Below are 18,388 nucleotides of genomic sequence, written 5' to 3'. Positions count from 1 at the left end.
GTAAATCGGCGGCGTCGTAAAGCGCGCTTTACAGTAAAGCGTACTTTACACCTCAGTATTAAATGTGTTGGTCAGTCGGAACGAGCCGGAGAAAGAGGTCCTAAGCAGTCGATGGTCTCGACGAAACCGCCGTTCGGAAGGGCGGCACGCGCTCGCCGTTCCGCTCCGCTGACGACACCGCTCCGTGCTCAGCGAGCGGTCCCCGTCTGTCCCTGAGAACGGTGGCGGGGCGAGAACGCCGGACCGCAGTCGCCGTTATCCGCCGTCGGCGCGCACCGAAGGCGTCGCGGCCGCGTCGACGCGCGCGATCCGGTCGTGCGCAGCGGGCGGCGTCGCGGCGTGCTCGGGGTGGAGACACGCGAACAGCGCCTCCAGCGAGTCGACGAGCCGGTGGCTCGGGCGGTTGAACAGCCCGTTGCCGTCGACAGCGTAAGCGCGGTCGCGGCGGACCGCTGCGAGGTCGTCGAAGCCGGGCCGCGCCGCGAGGTCGCCGACCGCGTCGACGGCCCGGTCGCGGTCGAAGCCGCAGGGCGCGATGACGAGGGCCTCGGGGTCGACCTCGCGCACGTCGTCCCACGCCACCGGCTCCGAGGGGCCGTCCGGCTGGAACGACGGGTCGCCGCCCGCGAGTTCGACCATGTCGCGAACCCAGTGGCCCGCGCGGATCGGCGGGTCGGTCCAGTCGAGGACGGCGACTCGGGGGCGGCCCTCGTCGGCGACCGCGCGCTCGGCGCGCTCGCGGACCGCGTCGACGCGATCGCGGAGGTCGCCCCGGAGCGCGCTCGCGGCGTCGGTCGCGTCGACCGCCTCGCCGATCCGCACCACGTCGTCGAGCGCGTCGGCGAAGGAGTGCGGGTCGCACGCGAGCACGTCTGGCGCGGGGTCGAGCCGCTCGGCGGCCGCGCGGACCTCGCTCGCGTCGACCGCGCAGACGTCGCAGGTCGCCTGCGTGACCAGCAGGTCGGGGTCGAGGGCCGCGAGCCGCTCCTCGTCGAGGTCGTAGACCGCGCCGTCGACCGCGCGCATCTGTTCGTCGATGTCGGCGGCCGAGCGGTCCGCGTGGTCGACGACCGTGCTCGTCAGCGTCGGTAACTCGCGGGCGGCGGGCGGGTGGTCGCAGCTGTGAGAGACGCCGACCGGCTCGACACCGAGCGCGAACAGCGTCTCCGTGGCGGAAGGCAGCAGTGAGGCGACGCGCATGCCCGAAAGAACGCGCTCGACGGGCAAAAGCGAGGGGGCCGGCCCGCGCTACTGGGCGGGGAGCCACGCGAGGAGGGGCCGCGAGACGACGTAGCCGGCGTACAGCAGCGTCGCGACCGCCAGGGCGGCTGACGCCGTTGGAACCACCGCGCCGTCGGGGCGTCGAGCGTGTTTAGCAGCGTGACGGCGAGCAGGGTACTCAGGAGGACGAACCGCGCGTCCCGCCGGTCCGTGCCCGGCCGTGGAACGGAGCTGGTGAAATGGTCGGTGGTTTCGCGGCCGACGCGACGCCTACTCCGTGACGGCCTCAGCGGTCGCCGTCGCGTACGCGGCCGCGAGGTCGCCGTTCGGCAGGGCGTCGAGCGCGGCCCCGCAGCCCCACCGGACGCGGTCGCGACGCTCGCCGGCCGGGAGCTTGTTCGTCGCTACCGTCTCGGCCGTGTCGAGGGCGGCCCGCGCAGTCGGCTCGTCGCCCTCGGCCGCCGCGGTCGACGCCGCGACGAGCAGCTGTTCGAGGCTCGCTCGCACGTCGTGAGGGACCTCGTCGGCGTCGGTCACGAGTTTGCTTCCCTGTCGGGTGTCTCGCCGAGCGTCGCGAGCGCGAACTCGGTACTGCTGCCGAGCGGGTCGGTCGCGGTCGGCGTCTCGACCTCGGTGAACCCCGCGGCGCGGAGCTGGTCGAGCGTGCGCTCGCGGCCAGGTGCGGAGAAGAACATCTCGCCGCCCATCCAGCCGCGCCGGACCGTCTCGAAGCGGCCGCCCGGCAGCGTCGTGAGGAGTCGCCCGCCGGGACGGAGGACGCGGGCGAACTCCGCGTACACCTCGGGGTGGCGCTCCCGCTCGACGTGAAACACCGCGTGGTACGCCGTGACCGCGTCGAAGCGGTCGGCCGCGAACGGGAGCGCCGACATCTCGCCGTGGACGAGCCGGGCCTCGGGGACGGTCTCTCGGGCGATGTCGAGCCCCCGGCGAGAGATGTCGATCCCGACGCTGCCCGGCGGGAGGTTCGCGAGCGTGCGCGCGCCGTCGCCGCAGCCGACGTCGAGGACGAGCGGGTCGCCGTCGCCGACCGCGGGGTCACTTGCCAGCGCGTCGAGCAGGTCGTCGATCAGCGCCGCGTCCGAGCCGTCGGGGTCGCGGCGGGCGGCGTACGTCTCGGCGACCTCGTCCCACGCGCGGCGCACCGCGTTGCGGTCCATACCGACGTGACGGGCGCGAGCGGCTTGATTTCGTCGGCGGTCGGGGCACGCTGGCGCCGGCGGTCGAGGCACGCCGGCGCCGCCGCTCGGCGTTCCGGGCGCGCGAAAAGATTGTCGGGGTTCGAGGCGGGGTCGTGCCCGACCGCGTCAGTCGTCGGCCGGGGCGCGCGGCTCCGCCGGGGGCTCGGGCTCCTCCGTCTCACCCGCCGGCTCGTCGACCGCGTCGGCGTCGGGGATCGCGTCGGGTTCCTCGTCCGCCTCCTCGGATCGGTGGCGTGCCCGGACCTCCTCCCAGGTCATCGCCTCGTCGTAATGGTGGCACATGGCAACTATTGACAAGCTCTGTTCGCTCATAAGCGTTACGTCGGTTAAGCGGGGTGAGAGCCCGCAAAGCGCGGTGTCGACGGGACGGACAGATCGGCCCGGGCGCCGAACTGACGGTCGCGGACGCCGGGCCGATCGGCGGGGGCGTCGACCGTAACGCCGGCTCAGTCGTCGGCCGGGGACGGAGTCGTCGCGTCGGCGCCCGCGTCGGGCGCGGGCCCGGCGACCGCCTCGGCGACCTTCTCGATGGGGTGCGGCGGGGCCGCGGCCGCGGCGTCGCGGTCGCCGAGCTGTGACCGGCAGGAGGCCCCGGGGGCGGTCACCGTCTCGCCGTCGCTCTCGTCGACCTGATCGAAGAGGATCCGACCGATCGCCGCCGAGAGGTCGTAGTGTTCGGACTCGTAACCGAACGACCCCGCCATCCCGCAACAGGAGGAGTCGAGCGGGTACACGTCGTAGCCGGCGCGCCGCAGCACGCCGACCGCGTGGTGGTCCTTGTTCGTCGCCTTCTGGTTACAGTGGCCGTGGTAGGTGAGCGACTCCGCGGGCGCGTCGAACGCCAGCCGCTCGTCCACGCGGCCGGCGTCGAGGTACTCCAGGACGCCGCACGCGGCGGCCGACACCGCTCTGACCTCGTCGCCGTCGAGCAGGTCGAGGTACTCGTCCTGAAACATCACCGCGTCCGAGGGCTCGACGAAGACGACCGACTGCCCGTCGCGGACGCGGGGCGCGAGCGCCGCGACGTTGGCCTCGGCGCGCTCGCGGGCCGCGTCGAGGAATCCCGTCGAGAACGCCGCGCGGCCCGAGGGCGCGAGGTCGTCCGGCACCTCGACGCGGACGCCGGCCGCCTCCAGCACCGAAACGGCGGCCTTGCCGGCGGCCGGGTAGCTGTAGTTGGTGTAGGTGTCGGGGAACAGCGCGACCGTGTCGGTCGCGTCGGCGGGGTCGACCGTCGAGCCCCCGCGCGCGTCGAACCACTCCTCGAAGCTCTCGGCGCGGAACGTCGGGAGCTCGCGGTCCGGGGCGATCCCCGCGACCGCGTCCATCACCTTGCGGGCGCCCGGGAGCTTCGTGGCCGCGTTCGAGAGCGGGGCGAGCGCGCTGCCGAGCGCGGAGAGTCGGTCGATGTCGCGAAAGATGCGCTCGCGGAGGCCCGCCCCCTCCCGCTCGTGGTGGTCGTGTTTCACCTCGGCCTTGAGCTTCGCGAGGTCGACCCCCGTGGGGCAGTCGCTCTTACACCCCTTACAGCCGACGCAGAGCCCGAGCACCTCCTCTTGGAACCGGTCGGAGTGGATCTCGTCGTCGTCGAGCTCCCCGCTGATCGCGGCCCGGAGCATGTTCGCCCGGCCGCGGGTCGACTGGACCTCCTCCTCGGAGGCGCGGTAGGTCGGACACATCACGCCGGAGTCGGTCTCTCGGCAGGTGCCGCAGCCGTTACACAGCTCGACGAGGTGCGAGAGCCCGCCCTCGTCGGAGAAGTCCAGCTCGGTCTGCGGCTCGATCGACTCGTAGGCGGGGCCGTACCGGAGGTTCTCGCGCATGTCCGTCTCGGCGGCGGTGTCGGGATAGCCCCGCTCGGCCGCGGTGTCGCCGTCGACGTAGACGACCTTCCCGGGATTCATCCGCCACTCGGGGTCGAACGTCGACTTGAGTTCCTGGAACGCCGCCCACAGCGCTTCGCCGTACATCTTCGGGTTGAACTCCGTGCGCGCGAGCCCGTCGCCGTGTTCGCCCGAGAAGGCGCCGTGGTGTTCCAAGACGAGGTCGGTGACGTCCTCGGAGATGGAGTGCATCTTCTCGACGCCTTCCTCCTCCTTCAGCGAGAGGATGGGCCGGATGTGGAGCGTCCCGCTCCCGGCGTGGGCGAAGTACGCCGCCGAGGTGTCATGATCCGCGAGGACCGACTCGAACTGCCCGACGTACTCCGCGAGCTCTTCGGGCGGGACCGTGGCGTCCTCGATGAACGGGTACGGCTTCGGGTCGCCCCGCATGCTCATCAGGAGCGGGATGGCGGCCTTCCGGAGCTTCCAGAGGTCTTCTTGGGCCTCGGGGGCGTACGCCTCCAGTACGTCGAACGCGTCGCCCTCGGCGACGAAGTGCGCCGTCGTGTCGGCGATCCCGTCCGCGAAGTCGTCGACCAGCTCCGAGTCCCACTCCAGCATGAGCGCCGCGGCCGCGCGCTCCGGGATCGGCTCCGCGTACTGCGCGAACTCCTGTGACCCGGCCGCCAGCGAGAACACCTCGTCGTCCATCAGCTCGACCGCGCTCACGGGGAACTCCAGCGCCTCCGGGACCGCCTTCATCGCGTCGACCAGCGAGTCGAAGGCGTACAGCGCGAGCGCCGTCTCCTCGGGTCGCGTGACGAGCGACACCTCCGCCTCGACGATCGTCCCGAGCGTCCCCTCCGCGCCGACGAACAGCTTCGAGAGGTTGATCACCCGCTCGCCGTCGTCGTTCTCGTAGATCACCTTGTGGAGGTTGTACCCGGAGACGGAGCGCTTGAGGTTCGGGTACTTCTCGTCGATCGCGGCCTCGTTCGCCTCGATGAGCGCGCGGGTCGTCTCGTACAGCGCCGCCTCCCGGTCGTCCCGTTCGACGATCGCCTCGTACTCCGGCGAGTCGAGGACAACCTCGCGGGTCTCGATCAGCGACCCGTCGGCGAGCACGACTGTCAGCTCCTCCGTGTACGCGTCGGTGATCCCGTACCGGACCGAGTGCGCGCCGGTGGAGTTGTTGCCGATGCCGCCGACGACCGTCGCCCGCGCCGAGGAGGCCGGATCCGGCGCGAACTTCAGCCCGTCCTCCGCCAGCCGGTCGTCGAGTCGGTCCTGAACGACCCCGGGCTGGACCACCGCCCTCCGGTCGTCCGGGCGCACCTCGACGATCCCGTCCATGTGCGTCGAGAAGTCGAGGACGACACAGCCCGGACCGACGCTCTGCCCGGCCAGCGAGGAGCCGGCCCCCCGCGGGATGACGGGGACGCCGTGGTCGGCCGCGACCGCCATCGCCGCCCGCACGTCGTCGATCGAGCGGGGGACGACGACGCCGGCGGGCCGGGCCTGATAGACGCTCCCGTCCGTGGCGTACAGCACCTGCGCGTACTCGTCGAACTGGACCTCGCCCGTCACGCGCTCGCGGAGGTCCGCCGCGAGCGCCCGATACGCGGGCACGTCCGGCCGATCGTGGCCGAGCGCGGCCGCCGACGTGTCCGGGGCAGGTGTGTCACCGTCCCTCGTGGGCTCGCTTGCCATGCTAACGACCGGGGGAGAACAGAGAATAAAACCTTTGTTCATGATAGTTTCGGCGGGGAGCGGGGTCCGACGTCGGCCCCGTGTCGTCGCTCCGGGGCGCAGTCGCTCTCGTCGCGTGTTGCCTCGCTGCGTCCGTCCGAGGCGTCCCTTCGCTGTGTCTACCCGAGGCGTCCTCCGGCTTGCCGTCGGGATTTATGCCGTCGCCGCGACAGCACGACGCATGGAGATTCTCCACACGTGTCTCAACGTGGCGGACGCCGACCGCGCCGCGGACTGGTACGTCGAGCAGCTCGGGTTCGAACGCGCTTGGGAGTTCACGACCGCCGACGGCGACACGCGCAACGTGTACGTCGCCGGCGACGGCGGCGTCGAGTTCCAGCTGTCTGACACGGACGGCGCGGCGCCGAGCGCGGACGGCGACCGCTACGACCACGTCGCCGTCGGCGTCGACGACGTGGACGCCGCGTTCGAGACGATCGACCACCACGGCGTCGTGAAGGAGCCGGGCGACCAGCCGGAAGCGGGGGCCCGGACCGCCTTCGTGAAGGACCCGGACGGCCACGTCGTCGAGCTGATCGAGCCTCTGTGAGCGGTCGGGCACCGAAGGCGGCGGTGCGTCCGGACCGGACGACGCGCGTACTTCGGCGGTCACCACCCGTCGTCGTCATCGCCGGGCCACACGTCCACGTCGACGTCGTCGAAGAACGCGGACGGTCCTCGACGACCGCCCAGACCAGCACCGTGATCAGCGCGAGAACGAAGAGGCGGCCGAACCGCCCCGCGTCCTCCGTTCCGAGGGCGTGGCCGAACGGCACCGCGTAGCCCACCCACACCAGCAGCCAGCCCCCTCGCCCGTTCGCCTCCGTCCCGTGGCGCGGAGCGCCACGTACTCGAGCCCGGCGACCGTCACGGGGAGTCCCGGGAGCGAGGAGAGCCGAAAGAGCCAGAACGCCGCGACGAACGTCGGCACCGCGACGACGTGGTGAACGAGCGCTCCCCACCTGCCGTCACCCATACCATTAGCGTGGCTCCGAATCGCAAAAAAAGCGGACGCCAGAACAGGGAGTGCGGCGCGCGACTCCTTACAGGATCCCGGCGGCCTCGGCCGTCTCGACGATGTCTTGGGCCATCTTGTTGGTCGCCTCGTCGACCATCTGGCCGTCGACGCTCACGGCGCCTTTGCCCTCCTCCATCGCCTCGGCGTAGGCGTCGACGATGCGCTTGGCGCGCTCTGCGGTCTCCGGGTCGGGCGCGAACACGTCGTTGCCGATCTCGATCTGCGATGGGTGGATCGCCCACTTGCCGTCGCAGCCGATCATGTTGGCGCGCTCGGCGGACTGCCGGAACCCGTCGGCGTCCTCGATGTCGGCGTACGGGCCGTCGAGACACGGCAGGCCGGCCGACTTCGCCGCCGAGTTACACTCGGAGAGCGCGTGGTGCCAGTAGTGGCCGGGGTACTCTGGGAACTGGCCGATGTCGAGCCCGGGCGTGCCCATCGCCGCGGAGTAGTCTCCCGGCCCAAAGATGATCGAGGAGAGCCGGTCGGAGGCGTGCGCGATATCGTGGACGTTGTGGATCCCCTCGCCGTCCTCGATCTGGGGCTCGAGGCCGATGGCGCCGACCTCCAGCCCGTTGTTCACCTCGACCTGCCGGAGCAGGTTCTCGACGGTGTGAATGTCGCTGGCGGACTTCACCTTGGGGATGATGATGTCGTCGATGGACTCGCCCGCGGCGCCGACGACGGTGATCACGTCGTCGTACCACCACTCCGTGTCGATCCCGTTCATCCGGAAGCTGAGGACCTTGTCGCTCCAGTCCTCCTCGCGGGCCGCCTCGATGAGGGGCTCGCGGGCGTCCGGCTTGGCGTTGGGGGCCACGGAGTCCTCGAGGTCGAGGAACACCTCGTCGGCGTCGCTGTCGGCGGCTGAGTGCATCATCTTCTCGTCGCTCGCCGGGGTCGCGAGCTGCGTCCGGCGAAGGGTAACGTCCGTCATCTGTGTCGAATCTATCACGCTCGTCCATGAAAATAAAGCTACCTTACGCGGGGTATTTTCGCCGGGTCGAAAACGAGTTAACGGCCGCCGAGCCGCGGCCGCTACGGCTTGACCAGCACCTTGATCGCCTCGCGCTCGTCCATCAGCCGGTACCCCTCGGCGACGCCGTCGAGGTCGACCGTCTCGGTGAAGATCGGCGCGGGGTCGAGCGTTCCCTGTAGCACGTCGGCCATCAGCTCCTCGGCGTATGCGCGGACCGGGGCGACTCCGCCCGCGAGCGTGACGTTCTGTCCGAACATCCCGAACACGTCGAGCCCCTCCTCCTCGACGCCGTAGGGGACGCCGACGTACCCGATCGTGCCGCCGGGACGGACGGCGTCGATCGCGGTGTTCATCGCGCTCGCGGCGCCGACGCACTCCATCACGTGGTTCGGCCCGCCGTAGGTGAGCTCTCGGATCCGCTCGACCGCGGCCTCACCGCGCTCGGAGACGGTCTCGGTAGCGCCGAACTCCTCGGCGAGTTCGAGCCGGTCCTCGTGGTGGCCGACGGCGACGATGCGCTCCGCGCCGAGCCGACGCGCCGCGAGGACGCCGCAGAGCCCGACCGCGCCGTCGCCGATGACGGCCACGGTCGACCCCGCCTCGACGCCCGCGCTGACCGCAGCGTGGTGGCCGGTGCCCATCACGTCGGTGAGCGGGAGCAGCGAGCGGAGCGTGTCCTCGTCGTCGGCGTAGCGGTCGGGCACGCGCACGAGCGTCCCGTCGGCGTGGGTCGACCGGACGTACTCGCCCTGTCCGCCGCCGTTGTCGCCGCCCCAGGAGTCGCCGTTCTCGCAGGAGGTGTGGAGCCCCTTCCGGCAGAACTCGCACTCGCCGCAGGAGATCGCGAACGGCGCGAGCACCCGGTCGCCGGGCTCGACCGAGGTGACGGCCTCTCCGACCGCCTCGACGATCCCCATCGGCTCGTGGCCGACTGGGGAGCCGGGGTCGCGCTCGCTGTCGCCGCGGTAGAACCAGAGGTCGGAGCCGCAGACCGCGGTGTGGGTCACGCGGACGATCGCGTCCGTCGGCGCCTCGATCTCGGGCCGGGGTCGCTCTTCCACGCCGATGTCGCCGGGACCGTTGAAGACGGCTGCTCGCATACAGTTCGCTTCCGGCGCGGGCGGCAAAAATGAGAGGGTGACGGAAGTCGCTCGGGCGCGGACCGACCGACCGATCAGCCAGCGGTGCCGTTCGTCGGCGGCTGGCCGGGCCCCGGCTGCGTCGGGCCCGTGGATCCGCCGTCGCCGGGCGGCGTCCGGTCGTTCGTCACGAGGAAGTCCGCGAGGTTACCGATCAGCGCGTCGTTGTCGGCGCGCCTGGCGTTGTCCGGCGACAGGAAGTCGCTGTCGCCGATCATGACGACCTCGTCGTTGCGGACTAACAGCGGCGCGTCCGTGGGCGCGCGCGTCGTCGAGAGCTCGCTGCCCTCGATCGGGCGCAGCACGTCGGCGCCGCCGGCCGGCGTCCCGACGGGCGTCGCCGACGGGAACACCGCGCGGTCGACGCCCTCGGTCAGCGACGCGTCGCCGGTCGCCTCGGCGTACACGCGCTGGTAGTTCAGGTCGTTCTCTTCCATGTTGTACACGTACCCACTCTCGGTCGTGACGTCGAGCGTCGCGTCGAGAGACGCCGCGCCCGGCTGCGAGTACGCCGCGTCGGGCTCGGTGGCGAGCACGACGTGACCGCCGGACTCGACGAACGACTCGATCGCGTCGAGCTCGTCCGGCTCGTAGTCGGTCCGGAACGTCACGAACGCGTCGGCCTCGGCGAGCCGCTCGCCGAGCTGGGTCGTCTCCTCGGCGCCGGGCCGCGCGGGCCGTCGCTGCTGGTCCGGATCGGGGACGTACACGCCCACCTCGTGACCGTTCTCGATGAGCGCATTCGCGAGCGGCCGGATGTCCCGGTCGGCGACGCCGCCGCCGCCGAGCCCGATGAGGCTGAAGGGGAGCACCGGACGGGCGGTGGCCGGTTCGACGCCGGGGTCGACGAGGACGGTCTGGGAGCCGGCCGAGGCGTCCATCTCGACCGTCGCCTGCCCGGGCGTGTCGTTCGCGATCAGGTCTGGGTTCTGGTAGTGGTCGTTCTGGATCGCCGGGGCGGGCGCGGCGCCGTCGGCGGTCACGTAGCCGGCGACCGCGGCGCCGCCGGTGACCGCCGCGAGGGTCACGACGAACGCGGCCGCGAGGGGGGCGACGCGGGTCACGCGCCAACACCTCCGCTGAGCCGCGCCGTCTCGTTCCCCGGCGTCCCGCGCTCGGTCGAAGCCGCGCCGCCGGTCCGCACGTCGGTCTCGGAGAACCGCTCGATCGTGTCGACGTGCGGGACGGCGGGCGTGTACACGTACGTCGAGGGCATCGGCTTCACGTCGGCGTACCCGGGGTCGTTCGCGTGGATCGCGACGATCCCGGTGTCGGTCCGGACGAGGAAGGGGATGCCGAACTCCTGTCCGGTCTCGCGGGTGTCGACCGTGTACTCGCCGAGTTCCTCCTCGGTCGCAGCCGCGTGAATCGCCTCGTTGAGCGAGCCGATCTCATCGGCGAAGCCGTTCTGAACGGCCTCGGTACCGAGGTAGGTGTCGGCCTTCGCGACCTCCTCGCGGGGCATCTCGAACTCGTCGCTACGCTCGGCCATCATCGCGTTGATGAACGTGTCCGCGAGCGTCTGTTGTTCGGCCCACGCCTGCGTCGGGTTGCTTCCGGCCTTGTCGGGGCCGCTCGGTCCGAGCGCGGTCGACGACGCTCGGGGCGCGGGAGCGTTCAGGCCGATGCTGCCGACCGTCGAGGTCGGGAGCACGTAGATCTCGTCCGCGGGCGCCATCGCGTAGTAGCCGCCCGAGGCGCTGATCGACTGGACGCTCGCGATGACGGTCATGTCATCGCTCGTCCGCTGGACCGCCTTGTACATCCGCTCGGAGGCGACGGGCGCGCCGCCGGGCGTGTCCAGCTTGAGGACGACCGCGCCGACGGACTCGTTGGCGCGGATGTCCGCTAGTTCGCTCTCAACGTCGTCGGCGAGGGCCGTGTTGACGGGCCCCTCTATCTCGACGACGGCGACGGTATCACTCGGTTCGTTTGTCGCCGCGTACACGCTCGGAGCGAGCACGGCGCCGACCAGAGCCGCGGCCAGCACGACGACAGCCACCTGCTGTCGCGACGTGAGGGCCGTGGAGGGCTTGTCTGCTGACATCGCCGTCTTATACGATCGGCAACTGTATGATAAAAACAACGACTCCGGGACGACGACGCCGCGAGCGACGGGGGCGAGACGGGTGGGCAAACCCGTCGCGAGGCCGGGAAGCGATCGCGCCCGTCGCCTACGGCTCCAAGACGACTCGGAACCGCGCCTCGTTGTCGGCCATCCGGTCGTACGCCGCGGCGACATCGTCGAGCGCGAACGTCTCGATCTCCGGCGCGATGTCGCGCAGGGCGCTGAACTCCAGCGTGTCCTGCGAGTCGCGGGCGTGCCCCGAGCCCCACCCCTCGACGGCGCCCCGCGTCCCGACCAGCTGCTGGGCGTCGACCGACACCGGCTCGCCGGGGATCCCGGCGACGATCACCGAACCGTCGATCCCGAGCCCACCCACGACCGACTCGATGGCGTCGCTCGCGGGGGCAGTCGTGAGGACGACGCTCGCGCCGCCCAGCTCCGAGAGCCGCGCGGCCGGGTCCGACTCCGCGGCGTTCACGAAGTGGTCGGCCCCGAGGTCCCTCGCGAGCGCCTCCTTCTCGGGGGTACGCGAGATCGCGACCGTCTCGTAGCCGGCGGCGTGCGCGTACTGGACCGCGAGGTGACCGAGCCCGCCGACGCCGACGACGGCGACGAGGTCGCCGGCGCGGGCGTCGGAGTTACGCAGGGCGTTGTAGGTGGTGATCCCGGCGCAAAGCAGCGGGGCGGCGTCGACAGCGTCGAGGCCGTCCGGGATCGCCGCCAGCGCCTCGGCGGGGACGGTGGCGTACTCGGCGTAGCCGCCGTCGAACGTGAGCCCGGTGATCTCGGCATTCTCGCACTGAAGGAACTGCCCGCGGCGACACGGCTCGCAGGTGAAACAGTGGCCGCCGTGCCACCCCGCGCCGACGCGCTCGCCCGGCTCCCACGCGTCGACATCGGCGCCGACCGCGTCGACGCGCCCGGCGATCTCGTGGCCGGGGACGCGCGGGTAGTCCACGCCGGGATAGCCGCCCTCGACGACGAACTCGTCGCTGCGGCAGATCCCGCACGCCTCGACGGCGACCCGGACCTCGCCGGGGTCCGGTTCCGGCACGTCGCGCTCCACGAGTTCGAACTCGGCTCCGGGCTCCGGCACGACCGCGGCACGCATGGTGTCCGTCATCGGAACACGCTCCGGTCGAGACGATCAAGAAGCTGACGCCGGCGGCGATACGACCGCTCGGCGGCGGGGGGCGTCAGCCCTCAGATCCCGCCGGCGGCCATCGCGAACAGCGCGGCTGCGATGACCGCGAACAGGCCGCCCACGCCCGCCTTGATCGTCCCGGTGTCCAGCGCGGTCGAGACGTACGGGGCGATCTGCCCGCCGAGCGTCGTCGCCGGGACCGTCCAGACGACCATGTTCCACGGCGTCGTCGCCAGGTCCATCGTGTGGCCGCCGACCAGTCCGCCGCCGAACACGTGGACGACGGACGCCAAGACGGCAGTCGTCGCGACGACGATGTGGTTGGTGCCGATCGCCACGCGGACCGGGACCTGCGTCCGGAGCATCGAGATGATCCCGAGCTCGCCGATCCCGAAGCCGGCGAGCCCCTGGAACACCCCGCCGACGCTGTAGTTGAGGAACCGTTCGAGGTAGCCGCCGCGGGAGTAGGTGTAGTCGTCGCCGTCGCGGTCGACCCGGGTGACGGTGCCGGACTCGTCGGTGTCGACGCCTGCCGGCCCGAGCTTGTTGTCGTCGTCGGGGAGATCCGGTGACGAGCCGCCGTCGGTCGCGACCTCCTCGTCACCCCCGCTCTCGGTGGGGTCGCCGTGGGCCAAGTTGGCCTTGAACAGCAGGTACGAGGCCGCCAGAAGCGCGACCCCCAACAGCGCGTGGAACACCGGTTCGGGGATCACGAACGAGAGGAGCGCCCCGCCGACGACGAACGGGACGCTGCCCAACACGAGCGAGAGCGAGAGCCGGCGGTCGACGAGCCCGTACTGGATGAACGCGAGCGACGAACTCGACAGCCCGAACGACTCGCTGATGAGGCCGATCTTCACCAGCGTCGTCGGCTCCAGCGGGTAGGCGACCAGCGGGAAGGCGAAGATGAGGAACGGCACGAACAGCGCCGACCCGCTGATCCCGACGGTGTTGACGATCGTGGCGCCGGCGGTGAAGACCGCGAACAGCCACCAGTACTCGGTCCAGTAGCCGACGCCGGCGTCGGCGGGCGTCGGCGCGAAGGCGTACACGCCCCCGACGAACGCGAGGGGAGCGAGGAAGACGAAGACGTGCTGATAGCGCAGAAAGGCGCGCTGAACGTCGCTCGACAGTGACGTGCTCATTGAGGCGTGGAACGCGGGTTACGGGGAGACGAATAAATGCGTTTTCACACGTCACGATAGTGATGATCGATCGTCACCGTCGTGGAGCGGGTCGGAGCGGGTACCACACCTTCGATATCCGACCGGACGAGCGCACGTTTTCGCGGCGTGAAATGAATGGACAGTGACAGAAAAGAAACGATTAAACGGACCCGTAGATCACCCGCGGATCGAACGATGACACGGGATCTCGGGACCGCGGCGCGCGGCGTCTCGGGGACGGCGACGCGCCCGCCGGGCGCGATAGACGCGATAAGCGGAGAGACGACGACTGCGGACCGGCGGAGCCGGAGGACGGGGCGGTGAGCGACGGAGCGACCCTCCGGATCGTCGACGAGCCCGACGAGGGGTCGAGCGGTGCGGTCCCCGCGCCGGTGCCGCCGGACGACCCCGAGGCGTGGTACGCCCCGGACGTCCGGGCGCAGTACGAGGCCGCCCCCGGCGTGGTGGCGACCGTCCGCGAGCGCGACGGCGGGCGGTTCGGCTACGACGCCCGCGAACCGCCGCTGTCGGTCGGGGACGAGCGCGCGCTCGACCGCGTCCGGGACCGCTTCTCCGCGGTGCGGCACCGTCGCCCGCTCACCCGGGTCGGGGTCGTCGAGCGCGCCGAGGCCGGGTTCGAGCCGAAGTACGCGGAGGCGATCGACCGGTTGGTGGACGCGAGCGCCGCCGCGCGTCGACGGATCGACTACCACGCGCTGCGGGAGTTCCGGCTGCTCGGCGCGCTCACGCCGATCGCCTTGGACGACCGGATCGAGGTGGCCGACGTGGGCGACGACCGCGAGCTTGTCGTCCACACCGAGACGTTCGCGCCGCTGGAGACGGGGATCGACGCCGACGCCGACTACGTCGAACGCGTGGCGGCCGAGCGGCTCGCGCAGTACACCGTCGAGTTCGCCGGGCTCGCGGTCGAGGTGGTCCTCTACCGCGAGCGGCTGCTCGGCTCGGACGCGTTCGAGACGAAGTACGCCGTGCTAGAGCCGGACCTTCTGCCCGGCGACGAGGAGCTCATCGAGGAGTGTAAGTCGCGGATCTGGGAGACGACCGTCAGCGACGTGATCGAGGATCGGGAGTCGTTCGTCGCCGCCCGCGCCCGCCGCTTCCTCTCGCGGCGGCTGACCGCGCGCAACACCCGGGCGTGGCTCGACGCCGCCGCGTACCGGGCGAGGTCGGCGCTCGCGGACCGGGGGCTCGTCGCGCCGCCCGTCGACTCGCGGTTCGCCCGCGACCGGCTCGACGACCTCGCGTACTACGTGCTGCGCGACTTCGTCGGCGAGGGGATCCTCACGGTCCCGATCCGCGACCCGCACCTCGAAGACGTGGAGGCGAACCGGGTCGGAGAGCGCGTGAAGGTCGTCCCGCGCGCGTCCGTCCTCTCCGGCGCGGCGGACGAGACGGGCCGTTCCGCCGCCGCGAGCCGGGGTGACGGCGAGGCCCCGGCGGTCGGCTCTCGGATCCCGACGAACCTCGCGTTCGAGGACGAGACGACGTTCGTCGACGTCGTCACGGGGATCGCCGCCCGCGACGGGACGGAGCTCAACGCCTCGACGCCCTCAGCGAAGGTGAACCTCGAACTCGACGGCGTGCCGCAGACGATCCGGTGTGCGGTGGCGCTCCCGGTCATCTCTGAGTGCGGCCCGCACGTCTCGATCCGGAAGCAGCGCGCAGACGCGCTCGCCCCGGTCGACCTGATCGAGCGCGGGACCCTGTCGGTTGACCTCGTGACGCTGCTGTGGCTGCTGTACGAACACCGCGGGGTCGTCCTCTTCGCCGGACCGACGGGGGTCGGCAAGACGACGCTGCTCAACGCTCACGCGCCGTTCATCCCGTTCGACGCCCGACCGGTCTCCGTCGACGAGGGCTCCCGCGAGGTTCGGCTCCCCCACGAGACGGGCGTCTCGCTCACCACGCGCGACCACGAGGACGCCTACAAGTCGGTGGGAATGGCCGAGCTGATGACCGAGGCCAACTACCTCAACCCGGACGTCGAGATCATCGCCGAGATCAACACCCCGGAGAGCTTCGAGACCTTCGCCGAGAGCCTGAACACCGGCCACGGCGTGATCGGGACGACGCACGCGGAGGACGTCGAGGCGCTGGCGAACCGCCTGCGAGAGCGCGACCTGCCCGCGCGCCTGCTGCGCGAGGTCGACCTCGTCGTCTTCCCGCGGCGGGTCGACGGCGAGCGGTACGTCTCGCGGGCGATCGAGCCGCTCTCCGAGGCCGCGTACGACGGCCTCGGCCCGGAGGCGACGCGGAGCCCGACCGGCGACCCGAAGCGCGGCGGTGCGGGCGTCGTCGAGGCGGGCGGGGAGTCCGTCCGGTACAACACGGTCGCGTGGCGCGACGGCGACGGGACGTTCCGGTTCCCCGGCGCGCCGGGCGGCGACGCGGACGGGGCGGCGTCGAGCGCGACCGCGGCGGGCGAAGCTCCGGGCGGCGGTCGGGACAGCGACCCGCTGTTCCGCGCCTTCGACCGGATCGCAAGCCGGACCGACCGTGACCGCGAGGCAGTCGCCGCCGAGTTCGCGTCGAAGCGTCGGTACGTGGAGTTCCTCGTGCGAGACGGCGTCGACGACCCGGACGAACTGTTCGAGTTCCTCGCCGACCTGCGTACCGACGAGGCCGCGACCGTCGAGCGCGCCGCGCGGATGATGGACCGCGACGACGGGGGCGAGAGCCGAGACGAGTCAGCGGCACGGAGGCGGCCGTGAGCCGGCGTCGCGCGACCGAAACGGTCGGCTCCGAGGCGAACGGCGCGAGCGCGGCCGGGACGTGCGCGGGCCAGTCGGACGCGGCGCACGCGCACAGAGCGGACGCGGCGCACGCGGACCGAGCGGACGCGGCGAGTGTAGACGCGACAGGCGAGACGGGCGCGGACGACCCCGTCGCGGCGGGCGGGCGGTTCGCGGTCGTCGGCCGGGTCTGCTACGCGCTGTTCGCGCGCCACGCGAGCGACCGGCGGCACGACGCCGACCGGAAGCGGTACCGCGGCACCGCGCTCGACACCGGGTTCGAGACGTACCTCTCGGGGGCGTACGGGCTCTCGTGGATCGTCGCGGCCGCCGCCTTCCTGCCCGCGCTGGTCGTCGCGGCGGGCGCGGCGCCCGCGGTCGCGGCCGCGGTCGAGGCGCGGTTCGGCGCGGCGTTGCTCGCAGCAGGGTCGACGGCGACGCCGGCCCCGACGCCGGACTCGGTCGGCCCGCTCCGCACGGACCGGGCCGCGCTGCTCGTCGCTACCGGTGTCGCGCTCCTCGCCAAGCGCGCGACGGTCGCGGTGGCCGGACTCCACCTGCGGTGGGTGGTCGCGACGCGGCGGACGGACATCGAGCGCACCCTCCCGGGGGCGGTGCGCTACCTCGAACTGCTCTCCTCGGGGAGCGACGAGCCGCGGGCCATGCTCCGGAAGGCGGCCGACGGCGACGCGTACGGCGGCACCGCGACCTCGTTCCGGAAGGCGCTCAACGCCGCCCGGCTCGCGGGGAGCCTCGACGAGGGGCTCCGGCGCGTGGCGCGGGACACCCCGTCGCGGGAGCTGCTCGCGCCGTTCCTCCTCAAGTTCCGGAAACACGCTGCCACCGGCGACGAGGCGCTCTCCGAGTTCCTCGCGACCGAGCGCCGGATGCTCTCGCACCGGCAGGACCGCGCCCGGAAGCGAGCCCGGCGGTTCCTCGAACTGCTCACGGAGCTGTTCGTCGCCGTGTTGGTGTTGCCGGCGCTTCTCGTCATCGGCGCGACCGCGCTGTCGGTCGTGATCCCCGAGCTGCTCCCGCCGGTCTCGACGCCGGTCGGCGTGGTCCCGACCCGGGCGGTCGTCCTCTACGGCGCGGTCGCGTTCCTCGTCGCGTTCGGCCTCGCGGCGGCGGTCGCGGTGGGTACGCTCCGCCCGCCGAGCCAGCGGGCGAGCTACGAGGCGCCGGCGAGCCCGCGGGCGGTCCTCGCGACCGCCGGGCGCAACCCCGCGAGCACGGCCGTCGTCGCCGCGGGGCCGGCGGTCGCCCTCGCGCTCTGGCTCGCGGTCGCGGGCTACACGCTGGTCAACGTCGCCCTCGTCGGCTACGCCGCCTTCGCGGTGCCCGTCGGGCTCGTCGCGGCGCGCCGCACGCGGATCGACGACGCGAAGGACCGCGAACTCGCCGACTTCGTCCACGCCGTCTCGGGCCACGTCGCGCAGGGGCGCCCCCTCGAGGCCGCGGTGGCGGCGGTCGCGCGCGACGCCGACCTCGGCGTCCTCGACGACGACGTGGCCGACCTCGCGTTCGCGCTGCGGTCGACGACCGCGCCCGCCGACTCGGCCCGTTCGGAGCCCGGAGCCGGCTCACCGGAGGAGCCGACCGCGGTCGACCTCCGCGGGGCCGCCATCGAGCGGTTCGTCGACCGCGTCGACACGCCGCTCGCCGCGCGGACGCTCGGGCTCGTCACGGGGGCGTTAAACGCCGGCAGCGACGCCGACGCCATCTTCGAGACGCTCCGCATCGAGGTCGGGCGGCTGTACAGCGAGCAGCGCGCGCTCCGCTCGTCGATGCAGCCGTACATCGCCGTCGGCTGGGCCGCGGCGGTCCTCGTCGCCGGCGTCGTCGCGGTCGTCAACACGCAGGTCGTCGACGCCGCGCGGCTCGCGGAGTTCGCGGCCGCGTCCGAGGCCGTGACGGAGCCGGAGGGGGTATACCCCGAGTTGGAGCGGTTCCGACTGTACGTCGTCACGCAGGCGACCATGCTGGCGTCCGGGTGGTTCGCCGGGACCGCCGCGCGAGGGCGGTACGCCGCGCTGCTCCACTCGGGCGCGCTGGTGGCGTGCTGTTACGTGGTGTTCACCGTGGGTGGGTTGGTGTGAGGCCGGAGC

General features: G+C 72.0%; 15 protein-coding genes. 3 read left to right on the top strand and 12 right to left on the bottom strand.

Annotation, left to right across the window (positions count from 1 at the left end; translation table 11 throughout):
• Window positions 1-255: 255 nt before the first annotated feature.
• The 5 genes from EXE52_RS03575 to EXE52_RS03560 form a co-directional block, all read right to left on the bottom strand.
• The gene (locus EXE52_RS03575) at window positions 256-1,200 is read right to left on the bottom strand and encodes an ABC transporter substrate-binding protein (protein ID WP_089308861.1); all 945 of its coding nucleotides are present in this window, start codon (window positions 1,198-1,200) and stop codon (window positions 256-258) included.
• Window positions 1,201-1,491: 291 nt separating this feature from the next.
• Complete coding sequence (locus EXE52_RS03570) at window positions 1,492-1,758, bottom strand: hypothetical protein (RefSeq protein ID WP_089308860.1); 267 nt, start codon at window positions 1,756-1,758, stop codon at window positions 1,492-1,494.
• Window positions 1,755-2,399, bottom strand: coding sequence for a class I SAM-dependent methyltransferase (locus EXE52_RS03565; RefSeq protein ID WP_049931868.1), 645 nt, complete (start codon window positions 2,397-2,399; stop codon window positions 1,755-1,757). The genes EXE52_RS03570 and EXE52_RS03565 overlap by 4 nt, the downstream gene beginning before the upstream one ends.
• 147 nt (window positions 2,400-2,546) lie before the next feature.
• Window positions 2,547-2,723, bottom strand: coding sequence for a hypothetical protein (locus tag EXE52_RS18425; protein WP_167373103.1), 177 nt, complete (start codon window positions 2,721-2,723; stop codon window positions 2,547-2,549).
• Between the two features lie 164 nt (window positions 2,724-2,887).
• Complete coding sequence (locus tag EXE52_RS03560; RefSeq protein WP_137703437.1) at window positions 2,888-5,974, bottom strand: FAD-binding and (Fe-S)-binding domain-containing protein; 3,087 nt, start codon at window positions 5,972-5,974, stop codon at window positions 2,888-2,890.
• Between the two features lie 220 nt (window positions 5,975-6,194).
• Between EXE52_RS03560 and EXE52_RS03555 the strand changes: the two genes are divergently transcribed.
• Window positions 6,195-6,563: a VOC family protein gene (locus EXE52_RS03555; RefSeq protein ID WP_049931864.1), complete on the top strand. Its 369-nt coding sequence runs from the start codon at window positions 6,195-6,197 to the stop codon at window positions 6,561-6,563.
• A gap of 156 nt (window positions 6,564-6,719) precedes the next feature.
• Here the strand turns inward: EXE52_RS03555 and EXE52_RS03550 are convergent, their stop codons facing one another.
• The 7 genes from EXE52_RS03550 to EXE52_RS03520 form a co-directional block, all read right to left on the bottom strand.
• On the bottom strand, window positions 6,720-6,989 hold the full coding sequence (locus tag EXE52_RS03550; protein WP_086220733.1) for a hypothetical protein: 270 nt from the start codon (window positions 6,987-6,989) through the stop codon (window positions 6,720-6,722).
• Between the two features lie 67 nt (window positions 6,990-7,056).
• Window positions 7,057-7,968 carry a CoA ester lyase gene (locus EXE52_RS03545; RefSeq protein ID WP_049931863.1) on the bottom strand — a complete coding sequence of 304 codons (912 nt, stop codon included), beginning with the start codon at window positions 7,966-7,968 and terminating at the stop codon, window positions 7,057-7,059.
• Window positions 7,969-8,069: 101 nt separating this feature from the next.
• Window positions 8,070-9,110: a zinc-dependent alcohol dehydrogenase family protein gene (locus EXE52_RS03540; protein WP_049931862.1), complete on the bottom strand. Its 1,041-nt coding sequence runs from the start codon at window positions 9,108-9,110 to the stop codon at window positions 8,070-8,072.
• 74 nt (window positions 9,111-9,184) lie between these two features.
• Entirely contained in the window at window positions 9,185-10,213 is a 1,029-nt protein-coding gene (locus EXE52_RS03535) for a DUF4350 domain-containing protein (RefSeq protein ID WP_089308858.1), read from the bottom strand.
• Window positions 10,210-11,196 carry a S49 family peptidase gene (locus EXE52_RS03530; RefSeq protein WP_049931860.1) on the bottom strand — a complete coding sequence of 329 codons (987 nt, stop codon included), beginning with the start codon at window positions 11,194-11,196 and terminating at the stop codon, window positions 10,210-10,212. Before EXE52_RS03530 ends, EXE52_RS03535 begins: the two co-directional genes overlap by 4 nt.
• 127 nt (window positions 11,197-11,323) lie before the next feature.
• Window positions 11,324-12,328, bottom strand: a complete 1,005-nt coding sequence (locus EXE52_RS03525) for an alcohol dehydrogenase (RefSeq protein ID WP_089308876.1) — start codon at window positions 12,326-12,328, stop codon at window positions 11,324-11,326.
• A 92-nt stretch (window positions 12,329-12,420) separates the two neighbouring features.
• A complete protein-coding gene (locus tag EXE52_RS03520; protein ID WP_089308857.1) occupies window positions 12,421-13,506 on the bottom strand; it encodes a sulfite exporter TauE/SafE family protein in 1,086 nt (361 codons plus the stop codon).
• Window positions 13,507-13,847: 341 nt separating this feature from the next.
• Here EXE52_RS03520 and EXE52_RS03515 point away from each other — a divergent pair, with 341 nt between their 5' ends.
• Window positions 13,848-16,259 (top strand): type II/IV secretion system ATPase subunit, encoded by a 2,412-nt coding sequence (locus EXE52_RS03515; RefSeq protein WP_089308856.1) that lies wholly within the window; start codon window positions 13,848-13,850, stop codon window positions 16,257-16,259.
• On the top strand, window positions 16,256-18,379 hold the full coding sequence (locus tag EXE52_RS03510) for a type II secretion system F family protein (RefSeq protein ID WP_241988195.1): 2,124 nt from the start codon (window positions 16,256-16,258) through the stop codon (window positions 18,377-18,379). Before EXE52_RS03515 ends, EXE52_RS03510 begins: the two co-directional genes overlap by 4 nt.
• Window positions 18,380-18,388: the final 9 nt, after the last annotated feature.

Source organism: Halorubrum sp. CGM4_25_10-8A, assembly GCF_005435025.1.
Lineage (GTDB): Archaea > Halobacteriota > Halobacteria > Halobacteriales > Haloferacaceae > Halorubrum > Halorubrum ezzemoulense.
Note: the sequence above shows the minus strand (reverse complement) of the source record. Positions and strands in the feature narration are given on the sequence as shown.

Excerpts from the sequence above, each read along its gene's own strand:
- EXE52_RS03520 (WP_089308857.1), bottom strand. The coding sequence starts at position 13,506 with ATGAGCACGTCACTGTCGAGCGACGTTCAGCGCGCCTTTCTGCGCTAT.
- EXE52_RS03565 (WP_049931868.1), bottom strand. The coding sequence starts at position 2,399 with ATGGACCGCAACGCGGTGCGCCGCGCGTGGGACGAGGTCGCCGAGACG.
- EXE52_RS03560 (WP_137703437.1), bottom strand. The coding sequence starts at position 5,974 with ATGGCAAGCGAGCCCACGAGGGACGGTGACACACCTGCCCCGGACACG.
- EXE52_RS03550 (WP_086220733.1), bottom strand. The coding sequence starts at position 6,989 with ATGGGTGACGGCAGGTGGGGAGCGCTCGTTCACCACGTCGTCGCGGTG.
- EXE52_RS18425 (WP_167373103.1), bottom strand. The coding sequence starts at position 2,723 with ATGTGCCACCATTACGACGAGGCGATGACCTGGGAGGAGGTCCGGGCA.
- EXE52_RS03530 (WP_049931860.1), bottom strand. The coding sequence starts at position 11,196 with ATGTCAGCAGACAAGCCCTCCACGGCCCTCACGTCGCGACAGCAGGTG.
- EXE52_RS03575 (WP_089308861.1), bottom strand. The coding sequence starts at position 1,200 with ATGCGCGTCGCCTCACTGCTGCCTTCCGCCACGGAGACGCTGTTCGCG.
- EXE52_RS03540 (WP_049931862.1), bottom strand. The coding sequence starts at position 9,110 with ATGCGAGCAGCCGTCTTCAACGGTCCCGGCGACATCGGCGTGGAAGAG.
- EXE52_RS03545 (WP_049931863.1), bottom strand. The coding sequence starts at position 7,968 with ATGACGGACGTTACCCTTCGCCGGACGCAGCTCGCGACCCCGGCGAGC.
- EXE52_RS03525 (WP_089308876.1), bottom strand. The coding sequence starts at position 12,328 with ATGCGTGCCGCGGTCGTGCCGGAGCCCGGAGCCGAGTTCGAACTCGTG.
- EXE52_RS03555 (WP_049931864.1), top strand. The coding sequence starts at position 6,195 with ATGGAGATTCTCCACACGTGTCTCAACGTGGCGGACGCCGACCGCGCC.